Source organism: Spirosoma jeollabukense, from assembly GCF_054777855.1.
Window position 1 is genome coordinate 118,170 of record NZ_BAAHAD010000007.1, and the last position, 26,052, is coordinate 144,221.

Consider the following 26,052-nt stretch of genomic DNA (forward strand, 5'->3'; position numbering starts at 1 on the left):
GCAGATTCCCGCGTAGTTGTCAAACGATAGGCATGTATTCACCCTAAAGTACCGCCTTCTTCGGCTGCGTTGTCATGAAATCTTTGAGGTAGAACGGTTCGAAAGTGGCCAGATTTTCAAACCGACTTTCCGAAAATGAATGCGTGGCTAATTGACCAACTGTCCGGGCAGAAGGCACTACGTTCACATTTGGAAATATAGCATTAGCCTGTTTTCCAAGTAGGGCCCGGCATTTGGCGGCTCCATCGCCAAAGAATACAACCGGGCTTTGGGTCAGCCACTCGTTGAATGAGCTATCGTCGATGATTTGCGCCCAGGTAGGTTTGATCTCCTCCCCTTCAGTTGTATACAGTGCGCAATAAACTTCCATCCGTCGCGCATCGATCATTGGGCAAAGAACAGAATCAGCCGGGAAATACGACCCGACTTGTGCGGCCAGTGCGGCCAGCGTGTTAATAGCCAGCAACGGTTTGTCCAGCGCAAAACAAAGTCCTTTTGCTGTTGAAACACCAATGCGCAGACCCGTATAGGAACCCGGCCCTTTGGCTACGGCTACGGCATCTAACTGGCTCAATTCGTGGCCCGTTTGCTGCACTACATTGCTAATCAGCGTCGTAAGCATAGCTGCCGAAGTACGTTCTGTATAAAGCTCGTGGCAACCCAGCAAAACCCCATCCTTGTGGAGCGCAACCGAACAAACTGTAGTAGACGTATCGAGGGAGAGAATAAGCATATTAAGGATGAATGATGAATGATAAATGATGCTCAGTAGGAAATCATTTATCATTCATCATCGCTCCGGCGACCCGGTCATAACTCATCATTTACTTTTTAAAATTGTACTGTACCTATTCATGTCCTTAAAGAGGTTGAGAGCGGCTTTCATTTCGGGGTCCGTAGCAAATGAAGCTTCTTTGAGGCCCTTCTGTAAATAATAGTGCCCGGCTATTTCCTGCTCCAGCAGCGTCTTGATCTCCGTCTTGAAGGTATTCAGGTCCGCATCTTTGCTGTGCGACATTTTCGTTTTGAGCGACTTCAGCTGATCCTGAATCTGGTCGAAATATTTTTCTTTCTTAGCTGAGGCTTCGAGCGTACCAAGGTCTTTTTCCACCTGCGTCGTGTAATCGTAGTCTTTGTCAGCGACCCACTTGGTGAAATCCTGATATTCGGCATCAGTCAGATGGAATTCGCGGGCGGGTTTGATGCTGGCGTGTTCGTGGCGGTATTTAACGGCATAATCAAAAAGTAGTCCCTTGTTGTTCAGGCTTAGCGCAATGGGCGTAGGCGTCTGGGCTTCAACCACTACGTCGGGCAGAACGCCACCCCCATCATAGACGACCCGGCCCGCTTTGGTTTTAAAGGCCGTTTTCAGCGAATCGGGAATCTTACCAACGCTTCCGTCGGGATTGCGGTGGCTGTAGTCAATCGCCTGAATGCAACGCCCGCTGGGTATGTAATACTTGGCCGTTGTAATTTTCAGTTTCGTATTGAACGACAGCTCACGGGTGGTCTGCACCAGGCCTTTGCCATACGTACGCTGGCCAATCAAAACACCCCGGTCGTAATCCTGAATCACGCCCGACACGATCTCTGCCGCCGATGCGCTGTGGCTGTTCGTCAGGACAACAATCGGAATGTCAAGATCAAGCGATGGATTTAGCGCCGTGTAGGTCTTGTTCCACTCGGTTACTTTCCCTTTTGTCGTTACAACTTCAGAATCTTTCGGGATAAAAATATTGGAGATATCAATAGCCATATTGAGCAAGCCACCGGGGTTTTCGCGCACGTCGAGAATGAGTTTCTTCATTCCTTTCCCTTTCAATTCCTGAAAGGCGCTACGTACTTCCCGAGAGGCCGTAGCCGTAAAATCTTTAAGATCGATATAGCCAACGTCATCGGAGACCATCCCGTAATAAGGCACGTTGGTCATCTTCACTACGTCACGTAGCACGCTAAGCTCCACCGGATCTTTCTGCCCAAATCGCTGAACCGTCAGTTTTACGGCCGTATTGTTCTGGCCTTTTAATAGTTTTCCCGGATCAGCGTCTTTAAGGCTTTTCAGCGCTACGCCGTCAATCTTTACGACCTCATCCCCGATTTGCAATCCCGATTTTTCGGCCGGTGTTCCTTCATAAATCATGAGCACGATGCTCTTGCCCAGCCGCTGGCCAATCAGCGCACCGATGCCGTTGTAGCGGCCGGTGGTCATGGTCATGTAGTCCTCTATTTCGTCTTCGGCGAAAAAGTTCGTGTACGGATCAAGGGCTTTCAGCATCGCGTCGATGCTGGTTTTCACCATGCGGTTGGGGTTCACTTCATCGACGTAGTAGAGATTCAACTCTTTGAACAACGTAGCGTAGATGTCGAGGTTGCGGGCAATCTCAAAAAAGCGATCGTCGGTCTTAAAGGAAAAGAAACCAATGCCACCCGCTACGAGGGCCGACGAAGCTAACAGGGTAAAACGTTTAGAGAAGCGCATAAGTGAGTTGATACCGGGTCGCCGGTGCGATCGTTAGTCAAGGAGTCGATAGCTGGCAGTTGATAGTCAGGGTGCCTTTTTGAGTCCACGATTGACTAATAACTATCGACTGACGACTTTTTGTATAGCTAATTTCATACCTTTTTCTATCTCTTCAAACGAAATTATTTGTTTGGCGGTATAAAGAAAAGCAATGTAGGGAGGATAGGTCGTTTCCTTGTCGAAAAGATGCTTATTTAGTCGATACGCTTCCCGTACTCGCCTGCGGATGAGGTTGCGGTCAACGGCGCGTTTGAAGGTTCGTTTGGGAACGGTGATGACAATGGCTGGCAGTGCCGATTCGACTGCTGGCTCGGATGCGGACGCACGCATATATAGTGTCCGAAACGGAAAAAGGTAGAACGTCCCGACAGACATACTACCTTTTTTAAATAATTCACCCAGAATTTTTTTACTGCAAAGCCGTTCGGATTTCGGGAAGGTTTGCGGCATAAAGTAATGGGAATCAATAGCTGTTTACGTGTCAGTGGCACTATTAACTAACGACTGACCACTATTGACTATCGACTAGATTTTAAAGCGTTCGCCTTTTTTCTCGTCCGAGACGGTCAATTTGTGGCGACCTTTGGCACGACGGCGGGCCAAAACCTGACGGCCATTGGCACTGGCCATCCGCTCGCGGAAGCCGTGTTTGTTTTTCCGCTTCCGATTCGATGGTTGGTACGTTCTTTTCATGATATATCTTTCCTAAACCTGTATTTTCCAAATGAGTCCGCAAAGATAGCAGAATGACTACAGTTTACCAAGCGTAAGTTTATAAAAACGAATTGATCTATTGGACGTTACTTTTGTAGAGACGTTTTTCGCCGGAAGTTGGACCTTATTATAGCTATTACTTTAGTATACAGGGCATCATGGCCTTCGGCGACTGTTATTTTTGGGCCTTACTCTTCTGTTAATTCTTACTCTTCTGTTAATTTATGCATTATCGACTGTCTGCCGACCGGGCCATTCCGCATTATATTGCCGTTGACGCGCATCTAACGAATATCACAACGCCGGAAGTGGATTTACAGTTGCCCGCCTGGCGACCTGGCCGGTATGAATTGCAGCAGTTCGCTAAAAATATTCAGCGGTTCGAGGTTTTCGACGAAAAAGGGCAACCCCTGCCGTTTCGGAAAATCACGAAAGACCGCTGGCGCGTTCAGACGAACGGGGCGACTGCATTGACTGTACAATATAATTATTACTCGCTACTCCCTACGCCTAATCTGCTTAATGCAGGCAGCAGTTTCATCAGTGATACGTTACTTTATGTAAATCCGGTAAATCTGTGCCTATATGCTGAGGGACGTATTACAGAGCCCTGTACGCTTGAATTGGATATTCCTGATGGCTGGATGATTGCCTGTGGACTGGAACAAACTGATCCTAAAAACCTGCGGGCGGCTGATTTCTATGAACTGGTAGACTGCCCCTTGATTGCTGCGCCGATTATGCAGCATATTCACTATGAGGTGGGTGGCGTGCCGTTTCACGTCTGGATTCAGGGCGGTCGACGTACCGATGGAAACACTACGTTCGATGCCGACCGGATCATCCAGGATTTCAGCCGGTTCTCGCAAAAACAATTTGATCTGTACGGCGAATTTCCCGAGAAAGCCTATCATTTTCTGACCCTGATACTACCCGTACCGCATTACCACGGCGTCGAACACCGCAATTCGACGGTGCTGGTACTGGGGCCAAATGATGAAGGAGAAGGATTGTATCAGGATTTACTGGGTGTGTCGTCGCATGAGTTATTTCATGCCTGGAACATTATCCGTATTCGGCCTGTCGAGTTATTGCCCTATGATTTCACACAGGAGAATTACTTTACAACCTGCTTTGTGGCAGAAGGCGTAACGACCTATTATGGTGATTTGATGCTTCGGCAGTCGGGCGTATTCACGGATGAAGCGTACCTGAAAGAGTTGCAGGTTGTGTTCAAACGTCATTTCGAGAATAACGGGCTGGCCTTTCAATCGCTGACCGAGTCGTCGTGGGATTTGTGGCTCGATGGTTACGACAAAGGGGTGCCGGATCGCAAAGTGTCGGTTTATCACAAAGGGGCCATTGTCGCGCTGATTCTGGATTTGCACATTCGCCGACTCACGAACCACGAGCGTTCGCTGGACGACGTCATGCGGCTGATGTGGCAACGTTTTGGAAAACCCTTCGTTGGCTACACCCTCGACGATTACCGTGCCGTGACAGAAGCCGTTGCCGGTGAGTCGCTGGACTGGTATTACGACGTGTGTATTTTCGGCAATCATCCGCTCGAAGCCACATTAAACGAGTATCTGGCCTGGGTGGGGCTCCAGGTTGTGTATGAAGAGCCCAGCAACGACCATCCCGGAGGTATCCGGCTGCTGGAACTGAATAGTGACCAGGCTAACGGCCAGTTCGTCTACCAGCAACGGGCGCGCTGGTTTGGCCAGGCAGCGACCGCCGAACTACCAACCGAGCTTCCCCATGAAGCCGAACTGGTGCCTGACAAAAATATAGGTAAAATAGTAGTGGCCAAATGATGATGTCTGGCTTTTCATCAAGCGATTAAACCCTAACCCGATCTATAATGAAGCGTTCGTTTCTATTCCTTTTCCTATTGCCAGGCTGCCTGTTGGCGCAACCCAAACCCGAAAAGCCCTGGATGCTGGGGCCATTTCAAAAAGAGAATGCCCATAACCCGATTCTGGATGCTAAAAGCAGCACCACATTTGCCTGCCCGATACGTAAAGAAACCGTTCGATGGGAAGAAAAAGACGTATTCAACCCGGCAACTGTAGTACGTAATGGAAAGGTATATATGATTTACCGGGCCGAAGATACTGTTGGAAAGTATGCCGGTACGTCGCGCCTGGGATTGGCGGAGAGTACGGATGGTATTCATTTCAAACGGATGCCAAAACCGGTGTTTTATCCCGATAACGATGCGATGAAGGTATATGAGTGGGAAGGAGGTTGTGAAGACCCGCGCATTGTTGAAAGCCCGAATGGCGTATACGTAATGACCTACACATCCTACGACGGTGATATAGCGCGACTTTGCGTAGCTACGTCGCGCAACCTGATCAAATGGAACAAACAGGGACTGGCGTTCAATCAGTTCGATAATGGCAAGTATCGGAATTTATGGTCGAAATCAGGGGCGATTGTATGCAATCGTATTGGTGACCGATTGGTTGCACAGAAAATCAACGGGAAGTATTGGATGTATTGGGGCGACCAGCCAAAGCTTCGGCTTGCTACGTCGGATGACCTTTTGCACTGGTCACCACTCGAAAGCGACAAGGGCGAACCTGTAATTGCCGCCGAGTCGCGACCGGGTAAATATGATTCTCGATTAATTGAACCTGGCGCGTTTGCCATGCTCACGAAAGCCGGTATTCAGTTAATTTATAATGGTATGAATGCCGATCAGAATGGTGATCCAAATCTTCCTAAAGGAGCTTATTGCGGAGGGCAATTGCTGTTTGATGCACACGATCCGGCAAAACTGCTCGACCGTTCGGAAACCTATTTTATTAAGCCCGATCAGCCGTACGAAATACAGGGCCAGGTCAACCAGGTCTGTTTTCTGGAAGGCCTGGTACCCTTCAAGGGACGCTGGTTTTTGTATTATGGAACCGCCGACTCTAAAATCGGGGTAACCGTTGCCAAACAATAGACGGCCGTCTATCCATCCCAAAACCTACCCTATGCAAACTTCCCCTGCCCAAGCCCTATCCTTTGAAGAGTACGTCAAGCACGATGCTACATCGCTGGCCGAACTTGTTCGCACGGGCGAAGTAACGCCTGCCGAACTCCTGGAAATGGCCATCGTTCGCGCTGAAGCCGTCAATCCGAAGCTGAACGCCATTGTTACGCCCTTGTACGACAAAGGCAGAGACATAGCGAAACAATTGCCACAAACAGGCCCATTTCGCGGAGTGCCGTTTCTGCTGAAAGACCTGGAATTTGAATGGGCCGGAACACCTATGAAAGCGGGTTGTGCAGGGTATAAAAATTATGTCTCCACAACCGATAGTGAAATTATTAAGCGTCTGAAAGCCGCGGGTCTGGTGTTCTTTGGCAAAACCAATACGCCCGAATTTGGGCTGACACCTTACACAGAATCGAAACTCTACGGTCCTGCCCGCAATCCCTGGAAACTGACGCACTCACCAGGCGGGTCGAGTGGTGGGTCAGCGGCTGCCGTAGCGGCTGGGGTTGTTCCAGCGGCTACTGCTTCAGACGGTGGCGGCTCGATTCGCATTCCATCGGCCTGCTGCGGTTTATTTGGGCTCAAGCCTTCGCGCGGACGCATAACGCTCGGTCCGCGTTTTGGCGAATTATGGAACGGAGCCGTGACGGCCAACGTCGTAACACGTAGTGTCCGGGATAGTGCAGGCTTCCTGGATGTGATTGCGGGCCCGTTGGCAGGTGATCCTTACGGCATTGCCCCACCCGAACGACCCTTTCGGGAAGAAGTTGATCGGGAGCCGGGGCAGCTACGTATTGCCTTCTCAACCCAGTCGCTGATGCCTTCGCAGGTTGTTGATCCGGAATGCGTAAAAGCGGTTCAGGAAACGGCTCGCTTGCTCGAAAGTTTAGGCCATACAGTTGAAGAAGTGCCCTTGCCGTATGAAAAAACACTCGTGACAGAAGCATTTTTTCTATCGGTGCTGAGCGAAACAGCGGCTACTCTTCGGGAGTTGGGACATTACCTGGGCAGACCCGTCCAACGTAGTGATGTGGAGCTGAATACATGGGCACAAGCTCGGCTGGCGGAGGGCTTCACGGCGGCTGATGCCGCGTATCAGAAACGTCGCTGGAATAGCCTCAACCGTAGCATGGGCCAGTTTCATGAAACGTATGACCTGTTTTTAACGCCAACCTTGCCCCGTCCACCTATTGCTATTGGCACATTTCAGAATACAGCTTCGGAGCAGCGGTTACTTAAATTAGTGGATTCATTGGGTGGGTTGAAATACCTGAATGGGAGCAAAACAGTGAATGATTTGGCTGAGCGATCTCTGGGTTATATTTCATTTGCCGTGATTACGAATATGACCGGCCAGCCGTCGATGTCAGTACCGCTGCACTGGTCGGCCGACGGGTTGCCTATCGGCGTAATGTTTGCGGCCAAACTCGGCGACGAAGCAACCCTTTTTCGAATGGCGGGTCAACTGGAACGAGCCAAACCCTGGTTTGACAAACGGCCAGACGTATAGAGCTCAGTGCGAATAGCGCTTTCGCAAAACCCGTTCATAGTGCTTTTGCGAAAGCGCGGTTCCATTATTTTTGCTGAATAACCGTTTCTCCGAGACAATGTTGACTGACACGTCCGTATTTTTGACGCGACCCACCACCACGCTTTAATGAACCAAACGCTATACGCATATCTACCAAATAAAACGCCTGCGGGCATATTAAAGCATCTGACAGGACTAACCATCTTGTGCATTATTTATTGGTCAGTAGGTATTTGCCCTGTGGGCGCCCAAACGGTTCAACCACAAAAAAAACAGTCGGCTTCGGCCATGCTGAACGTAGCCATTCGCCTTATTGATGCTGAAACGGATACCATTGTCTCTAATGCGAAGTTGTCAGTTATTGACGAAAGCAGTGGGCAACCTGTACCCGTCGCACCCGATAGTTTAGGCTTTAAACTGTCTGGTATGCGTGGTTCAAGTTATATTGTTAAAGCGTCGGCTCCGGATTATTTTGAGGCTAAGACCCGAATTTTTAACCTGTCGCTCGCCCAGCGGCTGATCGTAAAATTGATGCGCACGAGACCCAGCGTGCTGATCATTAAAGCATTTGCCGTGAAGATCGACCAGCCGCTATCTCCGGCAACAGCCGTCATTACATCGCGTATTACAGGAAAATCCGAACGGTTTCAGCTACAGAAAGGACGATTGCAGCGAACCTTCACAAAGCCAGATAATCTGGATATTGAGGTGAGTGCGCCGGGCTATAATTCCGCTCATCGGCAGTTAACTATTGACGTAGCACCGACGGGTAAGCGGTATGAATTCGACGCAGAGTTAGATAAAACAGCGGTTGATCTGATCATTCGTGCGGTAGATAGCCAAACAAATCAGGCCGTTGTGGGCGGACGCTTTATGCTGTCTGGCCCAGTTGGCATGGCCCCTATTGTGCTGGCTCCCAGTCCTGAAGTTGGGTTATTTAGCGCAACGTTACCCGCCAGAGGAGCTTATCAGTTGCGGAGTAATGCCAAAGGCTATGAAGATGTTACGTTTATGATCGTTACGAATAAGGCACAAAACGAAGTGCTGGTCAAACTAACGCCTATTCCGCCAGCGCCTGAACCCGCTGAGCCTAAACCGGATATTGTTGTTGGTGAACTGAAATCGAATCTCACCGCAAGGGAGACAAGTACAGCCTCTGTTTCTGCTATCACAACAAAAATTTTTGGTGTAATAGAAAAAGGCAAAAGCATACAATTGAATAAAATTTATTTTGATCAGAGTAGTCCAGTGCTACGTCCTCAATCTTACACTGAACTTAATCAACTTTACGACGTACTGACGCAATACCCAATGCTACGTATAGAGATTCGCGGCCATACGGACAATCAGGGTGATTTGGACCTCAATATCCAGCTCTCCCGCGACCGCTGCCAGGCCGTAATTGATTATCTGGCTGGTAAAGGTATCCGTCGGACTCGCCTGACAGCTGTTGGGCGCGGCCCCCTCGATCCGGTCGCCCCAAACAACAACGAAGAAAATCGGAAGAAAAACCGGCGGGTAGAGTTTGTGTTGCTGTAAGATCGCGTTCAACTTATGTTCGGCGTAATCAGAGACGACGCCGAACAATAAACTACACGGAATCAGACAGTAACGGCCTTGGGAAGACCAGTAGAGGAGCTTAGAAAACTAACGTTCAACAACCGCCACAGGCAAATTCATGAATCTTGAGAAATGGTTGATAGAATCGGTTAATGCAGTTTGTTCAGGTTCACTTAGCTTTTTGAATAGAGTAAGCTCAAGATCAATGTTTTTTGCGTTGATAACCCGTCGCCAGGTACCCATAAGTTGGCCATCAATAACAATGGTCTGATCGAAGACGAAATTTGAAGCTATTCTGTCCGAATCCTTGCACGCTAGTATCGCACGTCTGTCTTTATAGCCCATAATATACTCGTCATAGATCGGCAACAGGCGCGTAAGGGGGCCATCCGTATTGACTACGTTAGCTGGCGGAAAATAATACGTTTCGTTGTCCAGGACTTCCTGTAAAAAATGAGATTTGACCAGACCAATCCCTTTTTTTACGTCAGAAATAGTGAGTCCAGACCAGGTAGAAAAGTCCTTTACAGTAGCGGGACCCCGGCTAAAGAAATACCGTTTTGTTAACTCAGCCAGGGCTTCATCCCTATGGAGTGCTTTTGCTGGCGGCACGCGTTCGTCGAGCAGGGCATAGGTGAATTGTTTGCCCTGTCGGGCGCCACTGCAAATAATGCCATCGAGTTCGGCCTGCATCATCAGGCAACTTAACCGAATGCCATCGGCTGTAATACCCTGGTTAGCCAGCTCTGTATTTAACTGCGTGCGTGTCAGTTGTTTTCCACCTTCCAGGGCTTTAACTATCGTATCATGGCTATGCGCAAAAATGTCCGCATTTAACTCCATTTTACGATACATGAACGCATTGGCTGCTTTCACGCGCGGAGCCGTTAATTCAAGTAACCAATGAATATCAGCGGGCGTCACGAAGTGCCAGGTCGGACGTAGCAGGTGAGTTCGAAGGATTTTTCCATCCGTAAATTCCTGCTCAATATCGGCATCGGTCAACTGCGGGAGCCTCAACCCAATAGCCCATTTGGATAAACCATATTCCTGCGCCTGAACTGCCCCTAGCCAGGCCACCATGTCTGCGGACTTCGTGAAAGTGCTTTCCCGAATGTGTTGATTGATAAGCCGGTAGCTAGCAATTTCAGACAAGGTCATAATGATACGTATGTTCTATTTAATGGCCCTATGTAAGAGAATTCATTAAACTAAAGTGAAAAGCTTTACACATGATTTGATGGTCTTTATTAGTAGGCAACGGCGTAAAACTCAGTATGATCACCCCAACCGATTCGCCTTCCACTTACTCTTCTGCACTGTTACTGTGGCAACTCCATTACTTTTTGGCTTATTAGTTTCCAGTAGATAAGCTGCCAGCACAGCCGCTACTCCGGTTTCTACTACGCCGGGCGTTGGTGTTAATTTATCGGGTGTGAAATAGTTGCTCACAAAACCCGTGTCGAAGTGGCCGGACCGGAAGGCGTCGTGTTCCATCACAAACCGGCAGAAAGGCAGCGTCGTTTGTACGCCCGAAATCTGGTATTCGTCGATGGCGCGAATCATTTTCTGGATGGCTTCTTCGCGCGTGTCGCCATAGGTGATGAGCTTGGCGATCATGGGGTCGTAATAAATCGGGATGGCCATGCCCTGCTCGAACCCGTCATCTACCCGAACGCCGTTGCCCTGCGGCCGTACATACGTATCGAGTGTGCCTACATCGGGTAAAAAGTTGTTGGCAGGGTCTTCAGCGTAGACCCGCACTTCAACCGCGTGGCCTTTAATCTGTAAATCTTCTTGTCTAATCGTCAATGGTTTGCCTTCGGCGATGTAAATCATCTGCTTCACCAGATCCACACCCGTAATCTGCTCCGTGACGGGGTGTTCAACCTGAAGCCGGGTGTTCATTTCCAGAAAATAAAAGTCGAGCGTATCGTTAACAATGAACTCAACCGTGCCCGCTCCGTAGTAGCCACAAGCCCGTGCTACGTCGACAGCGGCCCGACCCATGGCATCGCGAATTTCGGGCGTCAAAATGGCCGATGGCGCTTCTTCTACTACTTTCTGGTGCCGACGCTGTACCGAACATTCGCGTTCAAACAGGTGAATAATGTTGCCATGCTGATCCCCCAGCACCTGAATTTCAACGTGCCGGGGCGACGTAACGTATTTCTCAATAAACACCGATCCATCACCAAACGCTGACTGCGCTTCGCTGACGGCGCGGTCCATCTGTTCGTCAAATTCGGTCTCGTTCTCCACAACGCGCATACCTTTTCCTCCCCCGCCAGCACTAGCTTTAATTAGAATTGGATAGCCAATTTGAGACGAAATCACTTTGGCTTCAGCTCGATCCGTAATGGCAGACGGTGTCCCCGGCACCATTGGAATATTATACTGGGCAACGGCCGCTTTAGCCGCCAGTTTGCTGCCCATAACTTCGATGCTTTCGGGCGAAGGGCCAATAAAAATCAAGCCAGCTTCACGTACCAATCGGGCGAAATTGGCATTCTCAGACAGGAACCCGTAGCCAGGGTGAATAGCGTCGACGTTCAGCCGTTTGCAAACGTCAATAATCACATCGGCACGAAGATACGACTCCGACGAAGGCGCTGGTCCGACGCACACTGACTCGTCGGCGTAACGAACGTGGAGCGCGTTACGGTCGGCTTCTGAGTAGATGGCTACTGTCTGAATACCCATTTCGCGGGCCGTTCGCATGATCCGCAAGGCGATTTCGCCCCGGTTGGCAACAAGTAATTTATGAATTTTTGGCATCGTAATACAGGTCGGAAAGGCGTGATAGGAATTGGCAATAAACCCCGCCAAATTAGCCTATTGGCTCAATAGAATGCTATGATTTACCAAAATAAAGCATTTGCTACAAAACGATTCGCTAATTGAAATTTTAAGGATGAATTTGCGCTACCAAAAGTTAACCGTATTTTTGCACTTACTCTGCAAAAAAGAAGGGTTCCCCCTGATAAACAAGATCAAAAAGTGGATTTATTCGAGAAACTGCGTAATAACCTGGGACCAATCGGTTCACCAGCTCGGGAGTTCAACGGTCACCATTATTTCGCGTTCCCCAAGCTTGAAGGCGAATTAGGCCCTCACATGCGTTTCCGGGGCAAGGAAGTATTGAACTGGAGTTTGAACAATTACCTCGGTCTGGCTAACCACCCCGAAGTGCGTCAGGTGGATGCCGAAGCATCGGCGCAGTGGGGTCTTGCCTATCCCATGGGCGCCCGGATGATGTCGGGTAATAGCGATCTCCACGAGCAGTTTGAAAAAGAACTGGCTGAATTCGTTGGCAAAGAAGACGCCTTCCTGCTGAACTATGGTTATCAGGGCGTTATGTCGGCCATTGAAGCCGTCGTTGACTATCGTGACGTGATCGTGTATGACGCTGAATGTCATGCCTGCCTCATCGATGGCATCCGGTTGCACAAAGCCAAAATGGGTGAATACTATAAATTCAACCACAATGACATGGCCAGTCTGGAGAAAAACCTTCAGCGGGCCACCAAAAAAGCCGCCGAAAAAGGAGGAAGCATTCTGGTTATTACTGAAGGCGTATTCGGTATGTCGGGTAAAGTAGGTAGCCTGGATAAAATCGTTGCCTTAAAAGAGAAATACGAGTTTCGGTTGTTGGTTGATGATGCCCACGGTTTTGGGACCATGGGGGCCACAGGCGCGGGCGTTGGCGAGATGCTAGGTTGCCAGGAAGGCATTGACCTCTATTTCTCAACGTTTGCCAAGTCGATGGCCGCTATCGGTGCGTTCATTGCCGCCGACCACGATATCATCATGTACCTCAAGTACAACATGCGGTCGCAGACCTATGCTAAAGCGCTGCCAATGCCTTACGTAGTGGGTGGCCTCAAACGCCTGGATATGATCCGGAATTCGTCGGAGTTCCGGGACAAACTGTGGACAAACGTACGGGCGTTGCAAAGTGGCCTGAAGGAACGCGGATTTAACATCGGTGATACCCAATCTCCGGTGACGCCCGTGCTGTTACAGAATGTGCAGGGGGGTATTCCCGAAATAACAGGGTTGATCCGCGACCTGCGCGAAAACAAAGGGATCTTCTGCTCGATTGTTGTTTACCCGGTTGTACCGAAAGAGATCGTTATGCTACGTATCATTCCGACAGCCGCGCATACCCTTGAAGACGTACAATTTACACTCGAAGCATTCTCGTCGGTAGCGGAGAAATTGAAGAATGGTGATTATCGGCCAAATAAGGCTGAAATCGACCCTCACGCCCTCGAAGTATCGGCGGAATCAGCCGCTGAATAGGGTTTTTGTCAAAAAATTGGATTTTTTGATCATTTTTTTGGCTTAGCTATTGCGCTGTATAAGAGAATGACTAAATTTCAGGCGAAAACCGCGTTTTTAGCGGAATTTGGGCATTTTCATACACTTAAACCCATACAATATCGCTATGGCACGCTTCGATGAAGTAAAGAATTTGGTTCTATCCCTGGAAGGTGATTTCGAGAAATTTTACGAAAAAAATAACCAGGCTGCCGGAACTCGCGTTCGCAAAGGAATGCAGGATTTGAAAACGCTGGCTCAGGAAATCCGTTCGGAAGTTCAGAACGCAAAGAACAGCCCTGAGAAAGCGTAATCAACGGACCTTAGGTCAAACAAGAAAAACACCCCTGTCAGACACGATCTGACAGGGGTGTTTTTTCGTGTAGAGATACAAGGAATGGCGTCTACATTACAAAATCTTCTCCTTGTGCATCAACGTAGCAATACCTTTTGTGGTGACTTTCCCGGTCTTTACATCCCGGATTTCGCCCAGAATTTGAGCGGTATGCTTTACGGGGTCAATTGACTGCACCGTGAACGTCGCTTCGTAGTCGGTGTCGACAAACATAGGCCGCAAAAATTCCAGCGTCTGTGCTAGATACACCGAGCCGTACCCCGGAAACTCCGTTCCCAGCACTTTTGTGAAGATGCTGGCACCCAGCATCCCATGAATAATCGGGCGTTTAAAAGGCGTCTGTGCGGCAAAATCAGCATCGAGGTGTAGCGGGTTATTATCGCCCGTAACACGAGCAAAGTCAATTACGTCATCCTGTGAGAAGCGGAATGCGTAACGGTGAACGGCATTAAGTCCAAATTCCATAAAAACCTGAATGATAACCGGGTCGCCGGTGCGATTATAAACGATAAATGATAGGCCACATAAGCGGCCCCGAATGTACAATGAATAAGGATGATTCAGGAATAGTTCGTACCCTCGGATTGCTGGTTTGTAAGCCCGGTCATCATTCATCATTCAGCATTCGTTCTTACCTTCGTGATTACTTATGCGTAACCAATTGTTTTCGCTCGGTACGTCGTCGGCTAAGCGCGTATTTGGGTTAGATGTCATGCGAGCAGCGGCTATCCTGATTGTGGTAGATGCCCATGCGACCATTGCCTTAAAGGACTATTACAGTGGTGCGTTCTGGCACCACCTCCTGCCCGACGGCGTTGAACTGTTTTTTGTATTGAGTGGCTTTCTCATTGGCGGCATCCTGATACGGTCGTACGAAAAAAAAGGCAGCTTTGATCGTGATTTACTTCTGAATTTCTGGACACGTCGATGGTTCCGCACGTTGCCCAATTATTACCTTGTGCTGACCGGGTTGATCGTTTTCGCCCTGGTTCGGTCGTGGCGTAGTGGGCTGCATCATACATTACCGGCAAACGGTGTTCTGCTCAAATACTTCTTTTTCCTGCAGAACTTCACTACTGATGTTCCCACTTTTTTTGGCGAGACCTGGAGCCTGGCCATTGAAGAATGGTCGTATCTAACGTTGCCGCTGGTGTTGTGGGCTATGCACAGCTGGCTATCAGGTCGATTCTCACGGCAACGCATCGTGTTGCTAACGATCCTGTTTGTAATCATTGGCACGAATGTGTACCGACTTATTACGGCTATCCAGATTCCGATTTCGGCGGGAGAATTAGGCTACCGGGGCATTGTCGTCGCCCGGTTAGACGCTATTTCCTACGGCGTTCTGGCTGCCTATGCCAAGCATTATTTCCCAACTTCCTGGACAAATGATTCACTACGTCGTAGACTCTTCGTCGTCGGCTTACTGGTAACGGTGATCACGGCCTTATCGGCCTCTATTTTTATTCTGAAGTACTACGTTCAAGCCGGGATTTTACCAGCTTATATATTTTACAAGCGCACGTTTTATTTCCCGACTATTGGGTTGAGTATGGCCTTGCTGGTTCCGTATATGGATGGCTGGCGCACGGCTACCGGAGGGTGGGCCAGGTTTGGCATTGCCCGTGCCATCACGCACATCAGCCTGATTTCGTACTCCATGTATTTGCTCAACCTGACACCCATCATGATGAACGTCGTTGAGCGCATCCCAACGAGCTCCTTTATGGTTGCCTGGCTGAAGGTCGGCTTGTTTTGGGGATTGGTACTTGTTTTATCGACACTGCTTTTCAAATACTTCGAGAAACCCGTTACCGAACTTCGTGAACGTCTATCCGCAAAAGAACCGACGCAGTTGGTGAACGAGCCTGGAGCCCGGAGCCTGGAACAGGGTGCTAACTCTTAACTCCTAGCTCCGCGCTCTCTGCCAACTAGCTCGAATGGTCGCTGATAATAACCCAACGGTTTTTAATCTTGCGCCAGAGTAGGGTAAAATGCCCCTCTGCATCGCCAATGGTAGGCCGTTTTAAATGAAAGCGCCCAATGACATAGGCAAGATTAGGCGCAGGAAAATCCAGTTGCAGAATATCGAATTTGAGCGTACCCATCGAGTCTCTATTAGGGTAGCGCTTTTTGTAGTTAGCCAGTGTGGCCTGATAGCCATACGTAATGCCGACTTTCCCGATAAAGGTCAGCGAATCAGACGGCCAGTAGCCACTCATGAACTTATCAACTCGCCCATTGTTCCAGTCTTCAGTCTGGCGTTTCAGAATTTGGAGGATTTCCCGGCGGTCTTTAGCGAGCACTTCGGGTTTGACAGATTTCTGACTCCAGGCAGATTGAGCGAATAGACAGAGTAACAAAAAAGTGAAAACTTGTTTCATGATTGACTGTTATGGTTGACCTAAGGTACGTATTCGCAAGTTTAACCAGGTAGTAGGCGCAGTAAGTATTTTTACTTGGTTATTGGCTACAAACTAAACCACTCGTTTCCGTCATCTGTTTAAAATCGACTATTCTTACTTATCAGGCTATGAGATTACAAAATAGAGTCGCCATCATTACAGGGGGTGCCAGAGGTATTGGGCGGTCAGCCGCTGAAGTATTTTGTCGGGAAGACGCTACCGTCATCATCTGGGATTTGCTCAGCGAAGGCGAAAGTACGGCCCAAGCGTTACGTGACCAGGGCTTTCGTTGCGAATTTATGTCCGTCAGTACGACCGACGTGCGCGGCATTGAAGCCGCGGCCCGCGATGTGCAGGACCGGTATGGCCGAATCGACATTCTCATTAACAACGCAGGAATTACACGTGATAAAACTCTGCTAAAAATGTCGTTTGAAGAATGGCAGCAAGTTATTGACGTGAATTTGACCGGTGTCTTTAACTGTACCAAAATCATTGCGCCCTACATGGTGGAACAGAAATACGGACGCATCATCTGCACGTCTTCCATCAACGGTGTGCATGGCGCATTTGGACAGACCAATTATGCAGCGGCCAAAGCGGGAATTATTGGCATGGTACGTTCATGGGCGAAGGAACTCGGACCAAAAGGTATCACTGCCAACGCCGTTGCCCCAGGATTTATTCAGACGGCCATGACCGATGCCATGCCCGAGGAAGTTAAAAATCAGGCAGTTGCTACAATTCCGGTGCGCCGTATGGGTAAACCCGAAGACATTGCCAATGCGTATTTATTTCTGGCCTCCGACGAAGCTTCTTTCGTGAATGGACACGTATTGGCCGTCAATGGCGGGCAGGCGTTGTGATCGTTTTTGGTTTTTGGTTTACGGTTGGCTGACGCAAGAGGTGCTTACGCGTCAGCCAACCGTAAACAGAAAACCGAATACCGTGAACTATCTTTACGCCCGTATTTACCGTAAGCGATCCATGAAAAAGATTCGAAAATTCTACAACGAGTATAAGCCCTATATTTTCTCCGATGGCTGGTACTACGTCTTTATCGTTGTTTTTATTCTGATCTTATTTATTTTCTTCTCTTAAGTGGCAACCCGTTCGGCAGTTCTCGCCATCATCAATCCGCTATCCGGCACTACGTCGGCCGAGCAGAAAAAACTGCTTCAGGACGCCTTTATGCGCCAGGCCGACGCACTTGGTTTTGCGCCCGAAGTTATTCAGACCAGCTATGCCGGTCATGCTACTGAACTAGCTGCAGAAGCCGTGAAGCGGGGCGTCAATCGGGTGTTGACCATTGGGGGCGACGGCACAATCAATGAAACCGCGCAGGCGCTTCGAAAATCCGCTACGTCGCTGGGCATTGTACCGATTGGATCGGGAAACGGACTGGCGAGGCATTTGGGCATTCCGCTGAATCCACTGAAAGCCATTGAGCGGGCGCTGAAAGGCCGGCCGGTGGTAATTGACAGTGGAGAAATTAATGAATACCCTTTTTTCTGCACCGCCGGATTCGGCTTTGAAGCCTACGTAGCACACGCCTTTGCGAAGGAGCCTGTGCGTGGCTTACCAACCTACATCCGGTCGGCCTTTCGGTCGTTTTGGGCGTATAAGCCGGAACGATTGATTGTCGATGGGCAGGAAAAGGAGATATTCTCGATGACGTTTGCCAACGCCGGACAATTTGGGAATAATGCCTGGATGGCTCCCACCGCAAACATCGCTGATGGTAAACTGGAATTGTGTGAGATTCGGCCGTTTCCGGCGCAGGCTGCCGGTATGCTGACGTGGCGACTGTTCAATAAAACGCTCAATCAATCCGCTTACTGGCGTGGCCGTTCTATTACAAAATCTGTTGTAGAGGCTAATGGCCCTTTACTAATTCATGCCGACGGCGAACCGCTGACATTGCCCACGGGCCGGGCTGAGATTCGCATACTGCCAGGGAGTTTACTGGTGTTGCTGTGAGGCTCTGTTTTTATTCCTAAGCTCGATTAGGTTTAGCTTTCTTTATCGACTTTGCCAAATCTTTGCCATCCTGCATTTTTCGTTGCATAACCGGATCTGCAATCAGTGTGTCCCTAAACTCTTTCGAATAGAGCCTCTCGTCAATAATGGCTGCATTTCTCTCTTTCGTTCGCATATGAATTACTGATTGAGTGCTTTCAAAGATACTACAAATCCTGTGTAATTTTGGTTTGGCCTAAATGGCTCATATTCGCCAGACAGCGTTAGTCCACCCACGTCGAAAATAAAAATTATTTCAGGCAGAAACTTGCTTATTACTATGCGATAGAGTCGTGTACGTTCTGGTGTGCTGCCCTGAAACGTAACGATTGCATCTGATTTACGATTAAGAAAATCCGATAAAACTCGAATGACAGTTGCCAACACTATCTCCATATCTTGATTGTTACTGATAGACATATCACTCAATTCACCCGACTCCAGCAGATCCACCAAAGCCATGTTGTAAATACCTGATTCGGAGCGAGTGAAGAAAATAAGCTTTTGAATAGTTTTCTCTGGACTTACACTGACAAAACTGTAAATCACTACATCTTCGGAGCTATCAAGTGTAACAAATGGATACGGCGGGAAATTCATGCGCGCAAGTTAACGTCATAAGTCCGATATTTGCCCCTCCAAAACTATCCTGATGGCGGGCGGCCTACCGAAACGGCGGACCGTGTCCAGCGTCTTCTGTCTGATGTCTCAAAAAGTAGTTCTTGCCTTTAGTGGAGGTCTCGATACCTCCTTCTGTGTTAAATATTTATCTGAAGACCGGGGTATGGATGTATACTCGGTGCTGGTCGATACGGGCGGTTTCTCCGACGCCGAACTCAAAGCCATTGAGGAGCGGGCTTATTCGTTAGGGGTCAAATCGCACGTAACAATTTCTAAAACAGACGATTATTATCAGCAATGCCTGAAATTTCTGGTATTCGGTAACGTACTGAAAAACAATACGTATCCACTCAGTGTAAGTGCCGAACGCATTTTCCAGGCGATTGCCGCAGCCGAATATGCCCGTGAAATTGGTGCATCAGCTATCGCCCACGGTAGCACGGGAGCGGGTAACGATCAGGTACGTTTCGATATGGCGTTCCGAATCATTGCCCCCGATGCCGAAGTTATTACGCCAATCCGCGATCTTAAGCTGTCGCGTGAGGCTGAAATCGAATACCTTAAGGCGAAAGGCGTAGAGCAGGAATGGCACAAAGCTGCTTATTCCATCAATAAAGGCTTATGGGGAACATCAGTTGGTGGAAAAGAAACACTGACCTCCGACCAGTTTCTACCCGAATCCGCCTGGCCAACTCAAATCACAAAATCAGAGCCGGAAACGCTTACGCTCACGTTTGAGCATGGCGAAATTAAGGCGGTAGGCGATGAGAAGTTTGTGAATCCAGTCGACGCCATCCGTAAAATTACCGAACTCGCCGGGCCATTTGGCATTGGTCGTGATATTCACGTTGGGGATACGATCATCGGTATAAAAGGTCGCGTTGGATTCGAGGCTCCGGCCCCGCTTATCTTGATCAAATCGCACCATGCGCTCGAAAAACACGTACTGGGAAAATGGCAACTGTACTGGAAAGAGCAATTGGCTAACTGGTATGGTACGATGCTGCACGAAGGGCAATTCATGGACCCCGTCATGCGGAATATCGAAATCTTTCTGGCCGACACGCAGTCGCATGTCTCGGGAAAAGTGCACGTACTGCTGGCTCCTTACCGGTTTCAGGTACTCGGCATTGAGTCGGAGCACGACCTGATGTCGTCGGCTTTTGGTAGCTACGGTGAAATGAATAATGCCTGGACCGGCGACGACGTACGGGGTTTCTCGAAAGTGGCATCGAATCAGGTCATGATCTACGAAAAAATTCGTGAACATAATTCTTGATGCTGGCCTTCTGGGCATTGGGTTTTACCACCGGCAGGCGCAAACGGGCGTTGGTCGGGTCGTTGAGCAGTTAATGACGGGGTTGTGGCAGGCAGATGGTGTAAATTTATCGCTGGCCGCATCCTCGCATCTGCCCGAAACGATGCGCTACGCCCGTGTCATGTTTGGCCCGTCGCGACCGTCGTTCGTCAATCGGCCGGCAGATCAGGCATGGGGGGCTTTTGAGAATTCCATCCTGTCGCCATTAGCCGTTGGGAGCTTACCATCGAAGGCGATTCGGTACGGGTTTTACCAGGCAAAAAAGACGTTTGGGTCGAAATCCGTTCGATTCAACATGAACCAGTGGACGCCCGACAGCATTTACCATTCCCCATTTTATCCGATTCCCGGAGCGGTCGGCCGAAATCCGACGATTCATACAGTACAGACGATTCATGACCTGATTTCGGTTTTTCACCCTGAATGGTTTCCGAATGGCGATGACACCGTTAAGCAGGTCATTAATTCTCTGACTCCTGCTACACAAATTACTACGGTATCGAACGCCACGAAGCAGGATTTATGCAACTACACCCAAATAGACCCGGCTCGCGTCACGCCCATTCAACTGGCGGCCTCACCGACTCTGTTCACTGTCGTAACCGATACCGAACGCAAGCGGTCCATTCGGGCGAAATATGGCCTGGGTGATTCGCCGTATCTACTCAGTCTAGCTACGTTTGAGCCACGGAAAAACATTGATCATCTGGTTCGATCCTTCGTTCGGCTGGCCACGAGCGGTGATATTCCGGCCGACGTTAAACTCGTGTTAGTTGGCACCAAAGGCTGGAAATTCGACAAGATTATGGCCGAATTAACCCAAAACGAAGCGTTACGGTCCCGGCTGGTGGTTACGGGGTTTGTGCCTGATGCAGAGCTTGCTCCCCTTTACTCTGACGCCCTGGCGTTCGTTTATCCATCGCTTTACGAAGGATTCGGGTTGCCACCGTTAGAAGCCATGCAGTGTGGCTTGCCGATTATTACGTCTGATATACCTGCTATTAATGAGGTGGTTGGCGACGCGGCCGTCCGGGTGCCACCAACGGATTCCGATGCACTTTGTCAGGCCATATTGACCGTTGTTGCGTCCCAATCGGTAAGAACGGCCTTATCAGAAAAGGCGGTAAAGCGGGCATCCCTGTTTTCGTGGGACAAATTCACGGCCGAACACGTTGCATTATATAAACGAATACTTTCCGAATGAAACTGAATGTTGGCATCATTGGCGGAGCGGGCTACACAGGTGGCGAATTGCTACGCATTCTTATAAATCACCCCTTTGCGAACGTAGCGTTTGTGCATAGCAAAAGCCATGCGGGCAAACCTGTCTGGACGACGCATACCGATTTGCTGGGCGATACTGATCTAACGTTTTCGGGTGACATCAACCTTACCCCGGCGCTGTCGGTGAAAGAAGCTGGAGACGCGGGCGAAAGCACCGGTATCGATGTGCTTTTCCTCTGCTCGGGTCATGGGGCATCCCTTACGTTCATGGCCGAACACGAGATTCCCGACGATATTACGGTGATTGATCTGAGCGCCGATTTCCGCGATGAACATGATGATTTTGTGTATGGTTTGCCCGAACTCCAGCGCGAACGTATTCAGGAAGCCACACGCATTGCCAATCCTGGCTGTTTTGCCACCAGCATTCAACTGGCGCTATTGCCCCTGGCCAAAGCGGGAAAGCTAACGAATGATGTGCAGGTAAGCGCTATTACCGGCAGCACGGGTGCAGGTCAGGCATTGGTGCCCACCACGGGCTTCACCTGGCGCAACAACAACGTATCGATTTACAAAGCCTTCACACACCAGCACTTAGCCGAAATTCGCCAAAGCCTGACCCAGCTCGATCCGGATTTTAAGTACGCGATCAACTTTGTGCCGTATCGGGGCGATTTCACCCGCGGCATCATGGCGAACGTGTATACACCTTTTTCGGGGACGCAGGAAGAAGCCAACGAATTATACCGGGCCTACTACGCAGCGCATCCGTTCACACACATCAGTGAGGCACCGGTGGACGTAAAGCAGGTGGTCAATACAAACAAATGCCTGCTGCATCTTGAAGTACACGACGGTCAATTGCTCATCACGAGCGTGATTGACAACCTGACCAAAGGCGCGTCGGGGCATGCGGTTCAGAACATGAATCTGGTGTTTGGTTTGCCCGAAGATGCCGGTTTACGCCTGAAATCAGTAGCGTTTTAGAACGTTAGATAAATTTGTTCAACTACAGAGCGGTACGCTGTTGCGGCACATAGATCAAAGCGACTCAAAGTCAATCAGTTATAGCATTTTAAACTCCTCATTCTCTGAGCCGCAACGGCGTACCGCTCTGTGGTTAAATTTACGTGATGATCGAAACCGACCGTTTGCTTCTTGAAAAGTTTACTGTTGACGATGCGGCTTTTATGCTTGCCCTGCTGAACACGCCTTCGTGGATTGAATTTATTGGTGACCGGAACGTAAGGACACTTGCCGAGGCCCGCCAGTACATTCTGAATGGAGCCTTGAAAGCGTACGAGCAGTTCGGTTTCGGACCTTATCTGGTCAAACTAAAAGCGGGCAACATTCCCATTGGCCTTTGCGGACTGTTTAAGCGGGATACTCTGGACGACATTGACATTGGGTTTGCCCTCCTGCCCGAACATGCTGGAAAAGGGTATGGCTACGAATCGGCCTCGGCCGTCATGACTTACGCCACAACTGCGTTAGGACTCACACGTATCACGGGCATCACCACCGCTGCCAATCACCATTCCATCCGATTGCTCGAAAAGCTGGGCATGCATTTCGAGAAAAAGATCATGTTCAGGTCTGATGGCGAAGAAAGCTTATTATTTGGCGTAACGCTGGCTAATTGAGAGCTTCATCCGGGTATGACAACGTAGCGTTTGTATGAGGGAGGTGTGTAGCGTACTGTCATTCACAAGTGTGAGTCCCATTCCCAGCAAGCATACCTTAAGGCTTCGGCAAGATTTATAAAGGTTAATACCTTCCCTATCCACGCAGGGGCTAATTAAATGTCGGCTTCTCCCCCATAGCCCGAACGTATTAGGGAGACCTTTACTAGCAATAGGCTATATCTACTAACAAGCTTCTAAGAAAGGATTCGGCCGGGGCTCTTTGGGGTCGTTGATTGCGTGTTGATAAATATCTAAAAAACGCCTTTTCAAAGGTTAGGCACCATGAGTGGCAATTAAAATGACTTAGATTATTTACCTTGGAAGTATGGAATATTATCTAGGCGTAACTGACTGGCGTTGGTATAGTTATTTAAGTAAGAAATCGCCCGAAGATGTAAACTTTTGGCAACCTGGGGGCCGGAACGCCTTTCGAGTTCTTAAACCTGGCGGGACCTTCCTATTTAAATTAAAAAGTCCATATAATGCTATTGGAGGCATCGGTTTCTTTGCGGCACAAAGTCAAATTCCACTGTCATCAGCTTGGGACACATTTCAGTCAAGGAATGGTTTTGATACTTTAGAACAGTTTCGGGCAGTTATTCAGCAGTACCGCGGCAACTTAGACCGAAATCCTACAATTGGCTGTATTGCCCTAACAAGTCCAGTATTTTTCAAGCGGGAGGATTGGATTCCTACGCCTACAAATTGGAGCAATAGTATTGTACAAGGAAAAATGTATAATACAAGTGATGAAATCGGCCTGAAAGTGTGGCAGCAGATTGAAACAGTTCTTAATTACTATTTGGCTTCTGTTCCCAATACTAAAGATTCATTTGCTGTAACAGAAGAAGCACCACAATACGGAAATCCAGTATTACATAAAGTACGCATTGGGCAAGGTGCTTTCCGACTCTCAGTAATAGATGCTTACAATAAACAGTGCGCTATTACAGGCGAGAAAACATTACCGGTACTAGAAGCAGCCCATATAAAACCTTTTGCAGAAGCTGGCCCTAACCAGACAGCGAACGGCCTACTACTTCGCTCTGATATGCACAAGCTATTTGATAGTGGTTATATTACGGTTACTCCCGACTTAAAAATTGAGGTTAGCAAACGAATTCGTGAGGAATTTGACAACGGACGAGAGTATTATCGATATCATGGCAAGAACTTATTAATACTTCCTGAATTATCTATAAATAAGCCTTCAGCTCTTTATTTAGAATACCATAACGGCACGATTTTTCGTCCGTAATATTCGATAAACTTTTAATCGCGTGAAATCAGTCTTCTACTATAGCCTCCTGCAATATCGGTACGCCCAGTCCTTGGGTGAAGTACTGAACGTTGGCGTGTTGCTACTGTTTCCTGAGCAACGCACAGCTATGTTCCTCCACCCCGAGCGATTAGGACGTATCAGAAAGTTGTATCCTAAGTTTGCTGAAAAGGTAATACGTTCTTATTTCAAGGGTATTGTCGCCAGAACCAATCAATTAACGAAGCAGCCGGAAATCTTCGCCAATTACGAAGCGCACCCACGTCAACTGATCGACAACGAAATTTTTATTCGTGATAGCAGTGCCTTACAGTTTAGCGAGGTAAAAACATCTGTTCTATACACGGAAGATTTGTCGGCAATCGGCGAACAATTTTATAAACTGTATCTGTCGTTTTATGATGAGGATGAACAGCATACAGCTCGCCATGATGAGAGTTATTTACTAAAGGAATATCAGAAACGCCTTCAGCGACGCTTGAGTGGGGTATTGTCCCGTGAAGCATTTGAGCGACCATTTACGATCAAACCCGAGGGCACTAACTTCGCTTATCAGTTTGCATTTGCCTGGCAGAACGGAAGTCATAATTTGGTAAAGCCAGTCAGTTTCGATTTGAAATTAGAGCAATCGATTACTGATAAGGCAACCCTTAACGTAGGGCAGTTCACCGTGCTACGTCCTTATGCAGAGCAGCATAACGCTCGTTTTGATGTGCTGGTGGCTCGCCCTAAAAATCATCAGTTGTATAAGCCTTACGATCAGGCAATCAAGCTTTTAGCCGATCAGCCGTTTGTTAAAATCGTTGAAGAGGAACAATTAGACAGCTATTCCGAGAAGACTGCGGAAGCACTATGTTAAGCGCACAATATTTACACAAACATATCCGCTACCACAAACTGCAACTCCGGCACAACCGGTGCTGCTGAAATAATGTCCTGCCCTTTGTAGGTTTTTGAGTCGTCGGGAGAGGTATAGGCAAAAATCTTCTGACGCTTAGGAGCAATGTACCAGACCAATCGGGCACCTCCATCGAAGTAATCCTGCAATTTGTCCAGTACGTCGTCGTAGGACTCCGAATTAGATAGCAGTTCAATAGCGAAAAACGTATTTATTCGCTCTCCCCGACGAATAGCCTGATGTTGATCGGCTGTAACATAAATAAGGTCGGGAACACGCTTTCGATTGCTATCCACATACGAATCACCTTCTGGCATTAATGTGTGACCTGACTGAAAAACTTCCGTTCGTATAAATTGACGCAATATAAAATCAGCAATGTAAAACTCGTCCTGCTTCATGGTGGGTTTCGGGATGATACGTCCCCGTACAAACTCATAGCTGCCTTCATGAGGGTACTGACGTTCCCATTCCTCAAACTCATCAACAGTTTGCAGGTGGGCAGGAAAGGTAGGTGTAGCTGGCGTTGCGATCATAATGGATGTACGCTAACTTGGTTAACGATAATTAATCAAATTTACGGAATATATAATAGTAACCCTATATC

Annotated in this window: 25 protein-coding genes; 15 read left to right on the plus strand and 10 right to left on the minus strand. The window is 48.7% G+C overall.

Going from position 1 to position 26,052, the window contains the following annotated elements:
* Window positions 1–43: 43 nt before the first annotated feature.
* The 4 genes from tsaB to rpmH form a co-directional block, all read right to left on the minus strand.
* Window positions 44–733 carry a tRNA (adenosine(37)-N6)-threonylcarbamoyltransferase complex dimerization subunit type 1 TsaB gene (gene tsaB, locus ACYVEA_RS23255; protein WP_461115830.1) on the minus strand — a complete coding sequence of 230 codons (690 nt, stop codon included), beginning with the start codon at window positions 731–733 and terminating at the stop codon, window positions 44–46.
* Window positions 734–820: 87 nt separating this feature from the next.
* Entirely contained in the window at window positions 821–2,479 is a 1,659-nt protein-coding gene (locus ACYVEA_RS23260) for a S41 family peptidase (protein ID WP_461115831.1), read from the minus strand.
* 102 nt (window positions 2,480–2,581) lie between these two features.
* On the minus strand, window positions 2,582–2,971 hold the full coding sequence (locus ACYVEA_RS23265) for a ribonuclease P protein component (RefSeq protein WP_461115832.1): 390 nt from the start codon (window positions 2,969–2,971) through the stop codon (window positions 2,582–2,584).
* Window positions 2,972–3,046: 75 nt separating this feature from the next.
* Complete coding sequence (gene rpmH, locus ACYVEA_RS23270) at window positions 3,047–3,214, minus strand: 50S ribosomal protein L34 (RefSeq protein ID WP_046576258.1); 168 nt, start codon at window positions 3,212–3,214, stop codon at window positions 3,047–3,049.
* 245 nt (window positions 3,215–3,459) lie between these two features.
* Here rpmH and ACYVEA_RS23275 point away from each other — a divergent pair, with 245 nt between their 5' ends.
* From ACYVEA_RS23275 to ACYVEA_RS23290, 4 genes are all read left to right on the plus strand, one after another.
* Window positions 3,460–5,052, plus strand: a complete 1,593-nt coding sequence (locus tag ACYVEA_RS23275; protein WP_461115833.1) for a M61 family metallopeptidase — start codon at window positions 3,460–3,462, stop codon at window positions 5,050–5,052.
* A gap of 47 nt (window positions 5,053–5,099) precedes the next feature.
* Window positions 5,100–6,191, plus strand: a complete 1,092-nt coding sequence (locus tag ACYVEA_RS23280; protein WP_461115834.1) for a glycoside hydrolase family 130 protein — start codon at window positions 5,100–5,102, stop codon at window positions 6,189–6,191.
* A 31-nt stretch (window positions 6,192–6,222) separates the two neighbouring features.
* On the plus strand, window positions 6,223–7,737 hold the full coding sequence (locus ACYVEA_RS23285) for an amidase (protein WP_461115835.1): 1,515 nt from the start codon (window positions 6,223–6,225) through the stop codon (window positions 7,735–7,737).
* 147 nt (window positions 7,738–7,884) lie between these two features.
* The gene (locus tag ACYVEA_RS23290; RefSeq protein WP_461115836.1) at window positions 7,885–9,297 is read left to right on the plus strand and encodes an OmpA family protein; all 1,413 of its coding nucleotides are present in this window, start codon (window positions 7,885–7,887) and stop codon (window positions 9,295–9,297) included.
* 108 nt (window positions 9,298–9,405) lie between these two features.
* Here ACYVEA_RS23290 and ACYVEA_RS23295 read toward each other — a convergent pair whose 3' ends face one another.
* Window positions 9,406–10,479, minus strand: a complete 1,074-nt coding sequence (locus ACYVEA_RS23295) for a winged helix DNA-binding domain-containing protein (protein ID WP_461115837.1) — start codon at window positions 10,477–10,479, stop codon at window positions 9,406–9,408.
* Between the two features lie 120 nt (window positions 10,480–10,599).
* Entirely contained in the window at window positions 10,600–12,096 is a 1,497-nt protein-coding gene (accC, locus tag ACYVEA_RS23300; protein ID WP_461115838.1) for an acetyl-CoA carboxylase biotin carboxylase subunit, read from the minus strand.
* A 222-nt stretch (window positions 12,097–12,318) separates the two neighbouring features.
* Between accC and ACYVEA_RS23305 the strand changes: the two genes are divergently transcribed.
* Window positions 12,319–13,623, plus strand: a complete 1,305-nt coding sequence (locus tag ACYVEA_RS23305) for an aminotransferase class I/II-fold pyridoxal phosphate-dependent enzyme (RefSeq protein WP_461115839.1) — start codon at window positions 12,319–12,321, stop codon at window positions 13,621–13,623.
* Window positions 13,624–13,768: 145 nt separating this feature from the next.
* Window positions 13,769–13,954 carry a histone H1 gene (locus tag ACYVEA_RS23310; protein ID WP_093827431.1) on the plus strand — a complete coding sequence of 62 codons (186 nt, stop codon included), beginning with the start codon at window positions 13,769–13,771 and terminating at the stop codon, window positions 13,952–13,954.
* Between the two features lie 96 nt (window positions 13,955–14,050).
* Here the strand turns inward: ACYVEA_RS23310 and ACYVEA_RS23315 are convergent, their stop codons facing one another.
* The gene (locus ACYVEA_RS23315) at window positions 14,051–14,461 is read right to left on the minus strand and encodes a MaoC family dehydratase (protein ID WP_461116003.1); all 411 of its coding nucleotides are present in this window, start codon (window positions 14,459–14,461) and stop codon (window positions 14,051–14,053) included.
* Between the two features lie 184 nt (window positions 14,462–14,645).
* Between ACYVEA_RS23315 and ACYVEA_RS23320 the strand changes: the two genes are divergently transcribed.
* Window positions 14,646–15,902 (plus strand): acyltransferase family protein, encoded by a 1,257-nt coding sequence (locus ACYVEA_RS23320; RefSeq protein WP_461115840.1) that lies wholly within the window; start codon window positions 14,646–14,648, stop codon window positions 15,900–15,902.
* A 25-nt stretch (window positions 15,903–15,927) separates the two neighbouring features.
* Here the strand turns inward: ACYVEA_RS23320 and ACYVEA_RS23325 are convergent, their stop codons facing one another.
* Complete coding sequence (locus tag ACYVEA_RS23325) at window positions 15,928–16,380, minus strand: YybH family protein (protein ID WP_461115841.1); 453 nt, start codon at window positions 16,378–16,380, stop codon at window positions 15,928–15,930.
* A gap of 149 nt (window positions 16,381–16,529) precedes the next feature.
* On the opposite strand from ACYVEA_RS23325, the gene fabG reads away from it, so the two are divergent.
* Together fabG and ACYVEA_RS23335 are read left to right on the plus strand one after the other, a co-directional pair.
* Entirely contained in the window at window positions 16,530–17,267 is a 738-nt protein-coding gene (gene fabG, locus ACYVEA_RS23330) for a 3-oxoacyl-ACP reductase FabG (RefSeq protein ID WP_461115842.1), read from the plus strand.
* Between the two features lie 235 nt (window positions 17,268–17,502).
* Window positions 17,503–18,381 carry a diacylglycerol/lipid kinase family protein gene (locus tag ACYVEA_RS23335; protein ID WP_461115843.1) on the plus strand — a complete coding sequence of 293 codons (879 nt, stop codon included), beginning with the start codon at window positions 17,503–17,505 and terminating at the stop codon, window positions 18,379–18,381.
* Window positions 18,382–18,561: 180 nt separating this feature from the next.
* Here the strand turns inward: ACYVEA_RS23335 and ACYVEA_RS23340 are convergent, their stop codons facing one another.
* Entirely contained in the window at window positions 18,562–19,020 is a 459-nt protein-coding gene (locus tag ACYVEA_RS23340; protein WP_461115844.1) for a DUF6934 family protein, read from the minus strand.
* 103 nt (window positions 19,021–19,123) lie between these two features.
* On the opposite strand from ACYVEA_RS23340, the gene ACYVEA_RS23345 reads away from it, so the two are divergent.
* The 6 genes from ACYVEA_RS23345 (at window position 19,124) to ACYVEA_RS23370 (ending at window position 25,406) form a co-directional block, all read left to right on the plus strand.
* Window positions 19,124–20,320 carry an argininosuccinate synthase gene (locus ACYVEA_RS23345; RefSeq protein ID WP_461115845.1) on the plus strand — a complete coding sequence of 399 codons (1,197 nt, stop codon included), beginning with the start codon at window positions 19,124–19,126 and terminating at the stop codon, window positions 20,318–20,320.
* Entirely contained in the window at window positions 20,304–21,563 is a 1,260-nt protein-coding gene (locus tag ACYVEA_RS23350) for a glycosyltransferase family 4 protein (RefSeq protein ID WP_461115846.1), read from the plus strand. The genes ACYVEA_RS23345 and ACYVEA_RS23350 overlap by 17 nt, the downstream gene beginning before the upstream one ends.
* Window positions 21,560–22,570, plus strand: coding sequence for an N-acetyl-gamma-glutamyl-phosphate reductase (argC, locus tag ACYVEA_RS23355; RefSeq protein ID WP_461115847.1), 1,011 nt, complete (start codon window positions 21,560–21,562; stop codon window positions 22,568–22,570). The genes ACYVEA_RS23350 and argC overlap by 4 nt, the downstream gene beginning before the upstream one ends.
* Window positions 22,571–22,716: 146 nt before the next feature.
* The gene (locus ACYVEA_RS23360; RefSeq protein ID WP_461115848.1) at window positions 22,717–23,226 is read left to right on the plus strand and encodes a GNAT family N-acetyltransferase; all 510 of its coding nucleotides are present in this window, start codon (window positions 22,717–22,719) and stop codon (window positions 23,224–23,226) included.
* 367 nt (window positions 23,227–23,593) lie between these two features.
* Window positions 23,594–24,526: an HNH endonuclease gene (locus ACYVEA_RS23365; RefSeq protein WP_461115849.1), complete on the plus strand. Its 933-nt coding sequence runs from the start codon at window positions 23,594–23,596 to the stop codon at window positions 24,524–24,526.
* A gap of 22 nt (window positions 24,527–24,548) precedes the next feature.
* A complete protein-coding gene (locus ACYVEA_RS23370) occupies window positions 24,549–25,406 on the plus strand; it encodes a DUF3037 domain-containing protein (protein WP_461115850.1) in 858 nt (285 codons plus the stop codon).
* An 11-nt stretch (window positions 25,407–25,417) separates the two neighbouring features.
* Here the strand turns inward: ACYVEA_RS23370 and ACYVEA_RS23375 are convergent, their stop codons facing one another.
* Entirely contained in the window at window positions 25,418–25,981 is a 564-nt protein-coding gene (locus tag ACYVEA_RS23375; protein ID WP_461115851.1) for a Uma2 family endonuclease, read from the minus strand.
* Between the last annotated feature and the right edge of the window lie 71 nt (window positions 25,982–26,052).